This window comes from Flavobacterium sp. (genome assembly GCF_043760115.1).
Classification (GTDB): Bacteria; Bacteroidota; Bacteroidia; order Flavobacteriales; family Flavobacteriaceae; genus Flavobacterium.
In genome coordinates, this window is sequence record NZ_JAYUPK010000031.1 from 1 (window position 1) to 13,827 (window position 13,827).

Here is a 13,827-nt window from a genome sequence, read left to right on the forward strand (position 1 = left end):
AAACCTTCAAGTAATGAAACTGCAGAATTATCATCGGCAGCAATTCTCCAACTTCCAAGCGGACTTGTTTTATCGTTTGCCAAAGCACCAATTACAGCAATTTTTAGACCCGATTTTTTTAATGGAAGTAAATCGTTTTTATTTTTTAATAGAACTATCGACTTTTTTGCCATTTCTAAAACTCCATCTTGAAATTCTTTTTTTCCAACTGTAGCTTTTTCATTAGCTTCATCACAATATTTATATGGATTTTCAAACAATCCTAACTCAAATTTTACTCTTAAAATTCTGCTACAAGCATCGTTAATTGTTGCTTCTTTAACTTTTCCTTCTTTAACTAATGTTACCAAATGTTCACTATATGCCATAGATTCCATATCCATATCAGAACCTGCGTTTATTGCTAATTCGGCAGCGTTTTTATTATCTTTTGCATAACCATGATTTATCATTTCTCCAATTGAACCCCAATCTGAAACTACAAATCCTTGAAAATTCCAATCGCGCTTTAAAATATCTCTTTGTAAATAGCTACTTGCCGTTGCCGGAATTCCGTTTAACTCGTTAAAAGAATTCATAAAAGTTCTAACTCCAGCATCAACAGATGCTTTGAATGGTGGAAAAATTGAATTTTGCAACGTTGCTTCGCTTACATCTACAGTATTATAATCTCTACCAGATTCTGCAAATGCGTAACCTGCAAAGTGTTTGGCGCAAGCTAAAATAGTTTTATTAGAAGAAAAATTTTCACCTTGAAAACCTTTAACTCTGGCTTCTGCAATTTTACTTCCCAAATAAGTATCTTCTCCTGCACCTTCCATAACTCTACCCCAACGTGCATCTCTTGCAACATCTACCATTGGAGCAAAAGTCCAATTTATTCCTACTGATGATGCTTCTTCTGCTGCAATTGATGCCGATTTTTTTATGGCTTCTAAATCCCAACTTGATGCTTCCGCTAACGGAATTGGACTTATAATTTTGTATCCATGAATTACATCAAATCCAAACAATAATGGAATATGTAAACGAGATTCTAGAGCAATTTTTTGAGTAGCTCTAACATCTTTTACACCTTTAATGTTTAGCATTGAACCAACCAGACCTTTTTTTAAGTTTTCGTATTTTATTGCTGCTTGACCATCTTTAGGTGATGGTCCAGTTACTTCCCAAAATCCATTATACTGATTTAGTTGACCAATTTTTTCTTCTAATGTCATTAATTTTAATAATGAATCTACTCTTTTATCAAGAGAATTTTTAGAAGTCGCATTAGAAATAGATTTAGAAGAGTTACAACTTAATAAAAATAAAAAAGCAACAATAATTGTAAATTTAAATTGGGATAAATTCATAAATTAATTTTAAATATTAAAAAAACAAGAAGGTAAAATTTATTACCTTCTTGATTATTACTTTCTATTTTTTAATTATTGATATACTCTAACATAATCAACTTCCATAGTAGATTGAACAAATGCTGGATCGATTGCTCCACCAAAAGTTCCACCCATTGCTACATTCATTATTAAAAAGAAGTCACTATTAAATGGTAAAGAAGCTGAATTTGCTACAGAATGAAATAACACATCGTCAACATAAATTTTTACAGAAGTTGGAGTCCAAATTGCTTTGTAAACATGAAACTGTGATGAAACATTGGCAATTGTTGTATTATTACTATTTCCACCACCAGGAGAAACTCCAGGATAATGCAATGTTCCATAAATTACATTTGGAGTATTTCCTTTGTGTTCCATAACATCAATTTCTCCGCAAGCTGGCCACATATTAGTTGCATAATTTTGACCTAGTGACCAAAGTGCAGGCCAAGTTCCGCCACCAGTTGGTAACTTTGCTCTAAACTCTATTTTACCATAAGTAAATTCGAATTTATTTTCAGATTTTAATCTTGCAGATGTATAATTAGCTCCAGTTACAGCTTCAGCTTTGGCGGTAATTTTTAAATTCCCACCTTGTACAATTACGTTGCCTGAATTACTTGTGTAAGCTTGCGATTCGCTATTTCCCCAACCTCCAGCGCCTAAATCGTAACTCCATTTTGTTGAATCTGGTGCGCCATCTGTATTGAATTCATCAGAGAAAACTAGATTAGTATAATCTGTAGTAGGAGATTGATTTGGAGGTGTTGTAGAAAAAGTGTGATACCAAGCCAATGCAGGATTTCCTCCCATAACAGCTCTTACAACCATTCTATTATTAGTTATAGAAAGAATTTCATACGAATTTTGACCAATATAATAACCCATAAATCCATTATCTGAAAAATTTAACATTGTTCCACGAGTTTGAGTTGGAATATTATTCGCTGCAACTACAGATTCTGATGGACTTAACGTTACTGTTTTTAAACCAGTTGTATTGTAAGCATAACAATTATCACTTCCAGCAGTTCCGCCAACTACACTTTGAAATGCAGTATTGAAAAATGTATTTCCACCATTGTTAAGATTAAATTTTAATTGATTTGCAACCAAAGAAAATGTCATAACGTTTTCATACAAACAACTACTATTTGGCGAACCTGCTTTTTCAAAAGGTGCAGCTTCATAATAACTAGGTTTGTGATTTGGAGAATTAGGATCAAGAGGATTTATATTTTTTCCAACGCCTAAATGACCTACTTCTGCTGCAGCCCAATACCATTGTTTTTGCGAACCATTTGTTAAAAATTGAACCGCTTCTGCATCTGTAAAATCGCTTCTAACTTCTAATTCTAATGTTTTATTAGTTGTAATTCCGCCAGTTCCAGATGCAATGACTGTTATTGTATAAATATTTATTCCAGATAGTAAAAAACGTTTGGTAAAAACCCCTGTTGGAGAATTTTGAGATGTTCCATCGCTAAAAATATATTTATAGGATATTGCGTTATCAGCTTTGGCAGTAAAATTTACAAGACCTGATCCATTACCATTTGGTAATAAACTTGTTTTTCCAACTATATCAGCAACAATTGTTAAATTAGTAGGCGTTTTTAAATCTCCAATTGATAAATCATCTTCTTGACAACTGAATAACAGAAGTACTAAAGCTGAAAGTGAGTAAAAAAGTATCTTTTTCATTTTTTATTTTTTTTAATTAGATTGAATTATATCGTCAAAATAGTATGTTGTTCCTGTACCAACTGCTCCAAAATTAAAAAACACAATTACCTTTTGATAATTATTTGCATTATTAATTCCAGTAAAGTCATAAGTTAATTCTTGCCAAGCATTGGCAACTGTTGTAGTTGCATCTCGCTCAATATTTAATGTAGAATTGGTTTGATTTTCGAGTTTTAATTTTACAACTATTCCTGCTTGTGGCGACCAAACTTTCATTTTTATCTTTTGCATCGATGAAAAATTTATAGGACTTCCCATTGAAAGTATTGAACCAGCAAATGTTAAAGCTCCGTTTCCTTTTATTATTTTACCAACTTTAGCACTTGTATTAATTCCGCCAGGATTAGCATTGTTATCTACAGATGCAGTATTTCCGCCAAAATCTGAAAATGCATAATTTAAAGTAGACGATTCAAAATTTAATGGCAAGCTTAATGTTGGAACACCACTAACTAATTGAATTTCATCAAAATAATAATTTTGTCCAGCACCAGAAACTCCAAAGTTGAAGAAAATTACAACTCTTTGATACGTATTAGCAGTATTAATGGTAGAAAAATCAAAAGTTAATTCTTCCCAATTATTGGCTACTGTATTTACAACATTAATTTCAGAATTAATATTAGCATTTGCTAAATTCTCTAATTTCATTTTAATTGTAATTCCGGCTTGTGGCGACCAAGTTTTGATTTTTATTTTCTTTAAAACAGAAAAATCAATTGGAGCACCAAGTTCAAAAAATGAACCTGCCCAAACTTCTGAACCACTGTTTTTTGTAAGTTTTGCAACTTTACTACTGGTGTTTCCAGCATTGTTTGCAGGATTATTAACAACCGTTGTGTTTGCACCTCCAAAATTTGTGAAAGCATAATTTATTGTAGAAGATTCAAAAGTAACTGGTAATACTATTGGATTACTGATTACTACAGTTTGCAAATATTGGGTAGTTAAAATTCCACCACTTAAAGCAACAACTTTTACAATGTAACTTCCAGTTGCAAGATAAGTGTGAGCAATTAAATCGCCTTCAATAAAATCTGTTGGAACTTCATTAGGAACATCGCCAAAATAAACTTGAAAATAAGTTTCTAAATTGGCAATAGCCGAAACATTAATTGCCATGTTATTACCAACAACTTGTGCTACAGTTACAACTAAATCTGTTGGAGCTAAAAATGAGACTGTTAGTTGTTGAGTAACTTCTGTACGTTTTCCGTTTAAAGTTGTACCTATAATTTTTACTTGATACGTTCCTTCTGCATAAATATGATCTACAGATAATCCTGGACTTACAGTACTTGGCAAAGCAGTTGCATCGCCAAAATAAATTTCATATTGCGTTACACCTTCACCTCTTGGAGTAAAAGAAACTTTACCCGAATTGTCTTGAGTAATTTTCATTAATGCAGAAATATCTGTTGGAGTTGAAATTGCATCCAAATTAATATCCTCATTAAAATCGTTAGAGCATGAGAAAGCAAATGCTAAAACGATAATGCCAAAAATAATTTTAATTTTTTTCATATCTATATTTTTTAATAACCTGTATTTTGTTGCCAATTTCCATTAGAAAACTGAATCTCTTCTATTGGAACTGGAAATAATTCATTTTTACTAGCGGTAAAATTTGTAATTTCTTGCGCTGCTTTTCCTGTTCTTACCAAGTCAAAAAATCTATGACCTTCGCCAACAAGTTCTACTCTTCTTTCTGCATAAATAAAATCTGTTAAAGCTGCGCCAGAAGCAGAAATATTGTGATTATTATCTGCAAATGCTCTTTGTCTTACTTGGTTTAAATACAATCTTGCTTTGGCATCGTTAATTCCACCTCTATTAAATGCTTCAGCAGCCATCAATAAAACATCTGCGTAACGAATTGCTCTATAATTATTAGGATTTGTTAGGTTTAAATCGCCCAAAGCTGATGCGCTTCTTGTTCTTGGAAGGTATTTTCTATTAAAAAAACCAGTATGTTTATAACCAATTCCAAAACTAGCATTATTAGCAATTGCCCAAGATTGAATGTCTAAAATAGCAACATTTTTTCTGTTATCACCAACTTCAAATACATTTACAACTTCTTGTGTTGGCACATTAAAACTAAAACCAGAAGTAAAAAATGGTCCAGCGTAACTTCTTACACCGCTAAAGCCTACAGCAACATTACCTTCACTACATTGAAGACAATCAAAGCTTGCACCTTGAGCATCAGAATATTGAATTTCAAAAACAGATTCTAAATTATTCTCTCCAGCTTCTTCAAATATTGTATTGTAATTAGTAACTAAAGAGTAAGAACCTGAATTAATTAAACTTTCTAAAACATTAGAAGCATCTACAAACTTATTTTGATATAAATATGCTTTTCCTAAAAGTGCTTGAGCTGCACCTTTTGTAGCTCTTCCAGATTGTGCCGCTGTTGGACTTAAATTTGCTACAGCAAATAATAAATCTGATTCAATGTTAGCATATACTGCTTGCACAGAACTTCTTGGAACTGATTTTTCGTCTCCAACTTTAAAACGTTCGTCACCTTTCAATGGAATTCCGCCAAACCATTTTACAAGTTCAAATCTATAATAAGCACGAAGAAATCTTGTTTCGGCAATGACTTGATTTTTATTAGGAAAATCGGTTTTATCTTTGAATTCTAAAATGTAATTGGTACGTTGAACTCCAGCAGACATCCAATCCCAAAGGTTTTTTAAATTCTCATTTATTGGAGAATGATTCATATCGTCAATTTGCTGAAAACCAATTACATCTGTAGCACTTTCGCCGCCAGATAATGTGTTATCAGAAGCAATTTCTCCCAATAATACATTTACATAACTTGAATGAAGTAAATCGTAAGCTCCAATTAGTGCTTGGTTATAATCAGATTCAGAATTAAAATAATTTTCTGAATCTAATGAATATGGTGCTACTCTGTCTACAAAATTATCACCACAAGAAATTGTAGCAAAATAGAGTATGGTAAGAAGTGAAAATAAGGATATTATATTTTTTTTCATGATACTAATTTTTTAAAAGTTAAGGTTTACACCAAGGATAAATACTCTAGATGTTGGATAAAATCCATTATCTATTCCGTTTCCAATAGCTGCACCATTGGATGCTGTTGGATCAAATCCTCTATATTTTGTAAAGGTATAAACGTTATTTACAGACGAATACAATCTAAGTTTAGAAATTCCAACTTTATCTGTAAATCTTCTGTTAATTGTATAACCTAATTGAACATTTTGGATTCTAAAAAACGAAGCGTCTTCTACAAAATAATCTGAAAATAAATTATTAGCATTAGCATCGGTAGTAACTCTTGGTACATAATTACTTGTTCCTTCACCAGTCCAACGACCTAGAACATAATTTAATTTATTTAAATCAGATAAAGAGCGTTCATAATTTCTTACCATATCGTTGCCAATTGAAGCATAAGAATAGGCAGCAAAATCTACGTTTCCATATTTAATATTAAAATTGAAACCCATTGTAAAATCTGGTAAAGGTGAACCAACGTTTGTTCTATCATTAAAATTAATTACGCCATCGCCATTTATATCTTTGTAACGAATATCTCCTGGTGAAGCTGCAAAACCTAATCCAGATTGTGATGGATGCGCATTAACTTCGACTTGATTTTGAAAAATACCATCGGTTTGTAATCCGTAAAAATATCCAATTGATTCTCCTTCTTCAAACCTTGTAATAGGTTGTTGACCTACACTAAAATTACCACTTCGAATTATGTCTTTGCTTCCTACTTTAAGTACTTCGTTTTTAATTGTAGTAATATTATAATTTAAATTATAAGAAAACTTATCACCAATTTTTTTATTGTAACCAATAGCAAATTCATAACCTTTATTTCTAATATTTCCTGCATTTACTACTGGAGGTTGTCCACCTGGACCATTTGCACCAAGAATACCAGAAACTGGAAGTCCAGGCACAAGTAAATTATACCTACTTTCAATAAAATAGTCAGTTGTAATATCTATGGCATTTTTAAACAATTTTAAATCTAGTCCTACATCAAATTTTCTCGCTTCTTCCCATTTTAAACCAGGATTTGCAAGTAATCCTATTGCAGTTCCATTTATTATTTGATTATTAAAGACGTAAGTTCCTTCGCCATTTAAAAACCCAACATAAGCATTTGGTGGAATTTTATCATTACCTAATATACCGTAACTTCCTCTAAATTTTAAGAAATTTATAGCTTCTGAATTTTTTAAGAAATTTTCTTCAGATACAACCCAACCTGCAGTCATAGATGGAAAATAGGCAACTGCATTATCTGGACCAAACTTAGTTGAAGAATCTCTCCTTACTATTCCTGAAATTAAATATTTTCCAGCAAAATCATATTGTAACCTTAAAAAATAAGAATTTAATCGTTCATCGTAAGCATAAGAACCAACGTCTCTTGATGTACTTGGTCCAGTTGCCAAACTAATGTCAGCAAAATCCCAAGAATTATTAGGAACATCAAAACCAGTTGCAAACAATCCATTTCCAAATTCTTTTCTGTTAGAAGTTCCTAATGTTGCACCAAAATTATGTTTATCTGCAACTATTTTTTTATATGACAAATATAAATCTAAATTATAACTGTTATCATTAATTCCGTTTTGAGAAACGCTACTTCTTGCTACATCAAAAACTTTTCCTCCATAATTTACAATCTTAGCAAATGATTTTGCCTCAGAATTAGAAGAATTAAAACCAATTTTACCAGAAACAACTAGATTTTTAGCAAGTTCATAATCCAATCCTAAAAATCCACTTATTCTTTTTATATTGTAGTCGTTATAAGTATTGTCTATTTGCGCCAAAGGATTTATTACTTCTATACCAAATCCTGGTGTACTTGGTACTAACGAAAAATTTCCATTGTTATCATAAGGATTTATTGTTGAAGGTGTATTTACTGCGTTAAACAAAACCGAACCCAATCCGTTTTCGTTTAAAGAAACTCTATTTATAAAACTATAATTTACATTGGTTTGTAATTTCATCTTAGATGACAAATCGGCACTTAATGATAATGAAGCTGTACTTCTTTTAAAATCAGATTTATCGCCACCAACAATGGCATCTTGAAATAAATGTGAACCACTTACTGCATAATTGATTTTTTCTGAACCAGCTGAAATGTTAATATCATGGCTGTATATTGGAGCTAAATTAAATACTTCTTTTTGCCAATCTGTTCCGTTTCCTAAATTAGAAATATTTGGATAAGGAATTGGTTTTCCACCATTAGCATAACTTTCATTTAAAAGTAAAGCATATTCGGTTGCGTTTAATAAATTTAATTTTTTAGTTGTTTCTTGCAAACCTGTGTAGGCATTATAAGAAAATTGTGTTTTAGAATTTCTTTTACCAGATTTTGTTTTTACAATTACTACACCATTTGCGGCTTGTACACCATAAATTGCAGCTTGAGCATCTTTTAAAACTGTTAGAGATTCAATGTCACTTGGATTTAAAATACTTGGATCGCTAATATTTCCATCTACAATATATAAAGGTCTGTTGTCTCCATTACTTTGAATTCCACGAATTCTAATGTCTAATCCTGCACCTGGAGCACCAGATTGTGCCGTTACAAAAACTCCAGAAACTGTTCCTTGTAGCGCTTGTTCAAATTTAATTGGTTTTAATTGATCAATTGTTTTGGTATTAACTAATCCAACTGCACCAGTTACATCTTTTTTCTTTTGAGTTCCATAACCAATTACTACAACTTCTTCTAAACTTTTACTATCTGATGCTAATTTTACAGTTAGATTTTGTGTTTTAGAAATTTTTAATTCATACGATTTATATCCAATAAAAGAAAATACCAAAACTGATTCGCTAGATAAATTGGAAATTTTAAATTTTCCATCAATATCTGTAGATACGCTTTGGTTGGAGTTTTTTACAATAATATTTACTCCAGGCATTGTTGTGTTAGAACTTTCATCTACAACTTTACCACTTACTTCATACGATTGGGAAAACCCAAAAGTTGTAAGTAAAAATAAAGTGAAAGTTAGTAATTTACTTTTCATATTTAAGTTGGTTTTTAGTTTTATAAAAATACTAGACATAATTGAGAAATTCTTAAAAATAACTACAACAAAAAACATACAATGCAATAAAAAACCCAAATTGTTCAATTAGTATAAAAAATATTAGTTGTATAGAAGTTTAATGCCTTAAAGGAAGCTAAATTTTTACACTTACTCTAAAATCGAAAACGTTTTTGTTGTGGTAATGTATAGTTATTTTTAAGAATTTGATGTACTATTATATAGAAAGAATATACTCAACAAGTCCTTGTTGGTGCGTTAAATCCATTTTTTTGCGCAATCGATATCTTTTTATTTCAATACTTCTAACAGAGATGTTTAAAAGTGGTGCAATTTCTTTAGACGAAAGATTCAATCTAAGGTAAGCACAAAGCCGTAAATCATTAGGAGTAAGTGATTGATGTGCGGTTTTTACTTTTTTAAGAAAATCTTTATCGGCGTTATCAAATGCTTCTTTAAAAACGTTCCAACTATTATCTTCTGTAATGTTTCTATTGATTGTACTGATTACAGATTTAATGCTTACACTTTTATTACTATCCTCAGATGTTTTCTTTAAATCTTCTTTAATTACAGAAAGCAAATCGTTTTTCTTAATTAAACTCATTGTAGAAACGGCTAATTCTCTGTTCTTTGTGTCAACATCTTGAGATAATTGTTCATTTCTAAGTTTCATTAATTGTTGTTCTGTTTCTAATTCTTTAATTTCTAACAATAAATTGTTTTCATCAATTAATTTTTGCTCTAGTTTTAAATAGTAATTTTTATATGTTTTGTTAATATAATATGCAATAACTAATCCCAAAATCAAATAAAAGAACAATGCTAAATAAGTAAAATACCAAGGTTTTAAAACAGTAAATTTATATATAGCTATATTTTCTGGAGCAGAATTGGCAATTTTAGCTTTTACTTTAAACACATAATTTCCTGGAGATAGATTTTTAAAATTTACAGATGATTTTGCATTCCAATCACTCCAATCGTCTTGAAAACCTTCCAGTAAATATTGATATTCTGAATTAATGTATTTATTATACTCTGGAACAGTGTAATTAATAGTAATATTATTTTGATTGTATTTAAATTCTCCAGTTTCTAAAATTGAAAAATTTTCATTTTTTTCATTGGTAATGTTGCCAGTTACATTAGTTATGGAAACGCTATAATTTTTAAAACTTAAATCGTTTATGTTAATTGTGTAATAACCATCAGTTGTTCCAATTAAGTATATAGAATTTGATAATTGTGTAATATTTTCATAGCCAAGCATGGAATTGGTAAGCGATGACGGAATTGGAATTTTATTTTGTTTTAACTGGGAACTCAATTTACTTTGTGAAAAATAATTTAAATAATTCTTAGAAAACAACCATATCTTATTAGAATTATCAACTATTAATTTTCCAGATGTGTATTCGTCATTTTCTATTGCTTTACTTAAAAAAAGATCTTTTTCAAATGTTTTTGTTTTAGAATTTAATTTAAAAATTCCTTCTTTATAAGCGTAATAAATTGAATTATTAAATTTTATTAAACTTGCATTTTTGCCTTTTGTTGGTTTAGAAAATGTAATTAATTTACTTGCAGAATCTAATGCAGAATTTAATTTAAAACTAAAAACTCCTTTATATTCGTGGCTTACATAGACATCATTACTGTTTGTAATTTCAAAATATTTAGACGAATAATCAAATCCTTTAATTTTATTTTTAAAAACCCATTGATTATTTATCTTCTCAAGAACAGAAATTCCATAATAATTTCCTTGAAATAAAATAGAATTCGATGAAGCACAATTAACAAATTTCCAAGTTCCAGATTGATTAAATATAGTTTTTGCAGTTCCGTTTTCTATTATAAATGTTCCTGAATCGTGACCACAGAATAGCGTTCCATCTTTATCAAATAATGACCAGACTTGACCTTTAGTTCCGTTTACAAATTGAAAATTATCTTCACTTTGGTATTTTTTATAAAACAAACCCTGATTGGTTCCAACATACAAGTTATTATTAAAAATAATTGATGTATAAACTGTTCCCAAAATACCAGTATCATCTGAAAAACTTTTTACTGGCGATTGAATATTGATACAATTTATTCCGTTATCTAGACCAATCCAGAGGTTTTTATCGCTGTCTTCAAAAAGTGATAATATGGTATTGTTACTTAATCCTTTATTTTGCGTAATGTGGTATTTTATTTTTCCGTTTTCATACAAAATAAAAATTCCGTTAGAAATTGTTCCTATTGCATAACTTCCGTCTGACAGCATTTGACTACTGTAAATACTACTTGAAGACAATTGCGAATCGACTTCGGTAGAAAATTTTGTCAAATTAGAATCTACTAATTTATAAAATCCATTAAATTGAGTATGAATTAAAAGAGCATCATCTTTAGAAAAAACAGTAACTATTTTGTTGTTTTTAAGAACTTCATTATTGGAAACTAACTTACTAACACCATTTTCAATTTCAAATAATCCATCGCTAACTGTTTGAAAATAAATAGAATTTTGAGTTCTAAATGATTTTAAAATACCACTTTTGTGAGTTATAATTTTAAACGAATTATTCTTAGTGTCATAAATGTAAATTCTATTTAATGACTGAAAAATAACCCATTGTTCATAGTTTAAAATATTCCAAAACTGTTCATCATCAAGTAATTTTTCTTTAATTTTTTTACTTACAGAAACATAACTTAGTTGATTATTAGATTGTCGTTTCCAATAACCAAATTCCATATAACAACCAGTATAAACCCTATCATCTATCACTTTTACAGATCTTATAATAGTTTCGTTTATAGAAGGATAAAGCGTCCAGTTGGAACCATTAAACTCGAGTAAACCTTCATTATTAGCAAAAAACATAAAATGATTTTTGTCTTGAGAAATCATCCAGTTTTGATTTCCTGCATTGTAAACTGTAGATGAATATTTTATAATTGGCGGTAACTCTTGTGTAAATCCAAGAAGAAAACTTAAAAATAAAATGTAGGTTAAAAATTTAGACACTTTTATCAATAATATTATTTGTTTAAAACAGTAGTAAAAATAGTATTTTAAATATAAAAAAAAGCACGTTTTATAAAAAACGTGCTTTAAAATATATTTTAAAAAGTATTTTAGTTTTTAATCATTTTTGATGTTGAAACTGTACCGTTTATTGTTGCTTTTACAACATAAACACCAGTTTGAAGATTAGAAATATCTAAAGTAACTAATTGACTATTTGTATTTTTAGAAATTACTTCTTGACCTAATAAATTAACAACTGAAACTTTTTCTACTTCTGAGTTTGCTTCAATTGTAAAGTTAGTTGTTGCAGGATTTGGATACATTTTAATTTTAGAAGCATTAAAATCGTTTGTATTTAAAGGTGCCTTGTAAAAATAAAAGTTATCAATATATAGTGTAGATGGCGCAGATGGATCTATTAAAATTTGAGTGATTTTAGTTTTATCTGTAAGATTTCCTGCAAAAGCAGACATATCAATATCAATGCTTTGCCAAGAACCAGTTACAACTGGACCAAGTGGAGCTAAGTTTTCGGTAACAGGATTATTAACTGTATTAACGATTTTAACAGATATTGGATTTGCTGTTGGAGTCCAATAATCAATATGCATTTTTTCCATTGTTGAAATATCAATGCCTGTTGCATAGTTTGTAACCATCCCTAAAAACTGACAACCAGTAATTTTCCAAGTATCATTAGATACAATTTGCAAAGGAGTAAAAGTAGTTAATTCTGACCAACTTGTAGGAAGTTCTGACAATGCAACATTGCTATATGCATTACTAAATATTGAAACTACATCACTTTGAACTCTAACTGGAGGTGTTGGTGCAGCAACTAAAGGTTCTTGACCAAGACAAGGAGTACAAGTACCACCACAATCAACTCCTGTTTCTGAACCATTTTGGATTCCATCAGAACAAGTTGCAGCATCAGTTAATTTATTTGCACCCCAAGAAATATCATCAACTAACAGTTGAACATCTGATGGTCTTGGAGCTTCGTTACAACGCCAATCAATAAAAACAACCACTTGATCTACATTAACATTATCGCCAGCATTTAATCCAGAAATATTCCAAGTCAAAGTAACCCATTCATTAACAGTAGAAACTAATCCTTGGTTATCTGTAATTTCAATAACAGTTCCATTAGTTGCATTTGCAAATTTTATTCCTACTTTACCAACTATACTCTTATTAACTTTCATACTTAACGTAGTATTACTTGGTATCGAAGTATTAAACTGCCACGTACCTAATGTATTATGAAAATTGACTGTTCCTGAATAGCAAGCAGAACCTTGAGTCATATTTAATTTCAAAACCTTTGTTGTTGTTGATGTATTGACTCCATTTGGTGATGGATTTACAACAATTTCTGCACTTGGGCTAGGATTTTCAAATGTTGCCCAATTCGCAAGAGTTGCAGATGGTGTTCCATCTTCGAAACCAAGATTGTACTGCTGTTGTTGAGAAAATCCCAATGAATAAACCATTAGGGTAATAAATAAAGTAATTTTTTTCATAATATGTGAGTTTTTGATTTATACAAATGTAATGAAACACTAAATCATTTGATTTT

The 13,827-nt window shown here is 30.1% G+C and carries 7 protein-coding genes; all 7 read right to left on the reverse strand.

The features are described 5' to 3' along the window. Positions 1-1,355, reverse strand: a 1,355-nt coding sequence (locus tag ACH2BC_RS02745) for a glycoside hydrolase family 3 protein (protein ID WP_395052456.1), incomplete at its 3' end; no start/stop codon positions are given. Between the two features lie 75 nt (positions 1,356-1,430). Then, positions 1,431-3,086: a family 16 glycosylhydrolase gene (locus tag ACH2BC_RS02750; RefSeq protein ID WP_395052457.1), complete on the reverse strand. Its 1,656-nt coding sequence runs from the start codon at positions 3,084-3,086 to the stop codon at positions 1,431-1,433. A 12-nt stretch (positions 3,087-3,098) separates the two neighbouring features. Then, positions 3,099-4,652: a hypothetical protein gene (locus ACH2BC_RS02755; RefSeq protein WP_395052458.1), complete on the reverse strand. Its 1,554-nt coding sequence runs from the start codon at positions 4,650-4,652 to the stop codon at positions 3,099-3,101. 11 nt (positions 4,653-4,663) lie between these two features. Continuing rightward, positions 4,664-6,142, reverse strand: a complete 1,479-nt coding sequence (locus ACH2BC_RS02760) for a RagB/SusD family nutrient uptake outer membrane protein (protein WP_395052459.1) — start codon at positions 6,140-6,142, stop codon at positions 4,664-4,666. A gap of 12 nt (positions 6,143-6,154) precedes the next feature. Beyond that, positions 6,155-9,193, reverse strand: coding sequence for a SusC/RagA family TonB-linked outer membrane protein (locus tag ACH2BC_RS02765; protein ID WP_395052460.1), 3,039 nt, complete (start codon positions 9,191-9,193; stop codon positions 6,155-6,157). A 238-nt stretch (positions 9,194-9,431) separates the two neighbouring features. Beyond that, the gene (locus tag ACH2BC_RS02770; RefSeq protein WP_395052461.1) at positions 9,432-12,239 is read right to left on the reverse strand and encodes a triple tyrosine motif-containing protein; all 2,808 of its coding nucleotides are present in this window, start codon (positions 12,237-12,239) and stop codon (positions 9,432-9,434) included. Between the two features lie 110 nt (positions 12,240-12,349). Then, positions 12,350-13,771, reverse strand: a complete 1,422-nt coding sequence (locus ACH2BC_RS02775) for a T9SS type A sorting domain-containing protein (RefSeq protein ID WP_395052462.1) — start codon at positions 13,769-13,771, stop codon at positions 12,350-12,352. Positions 13,772-13,827: the final 56 nt, after the last annotated feature.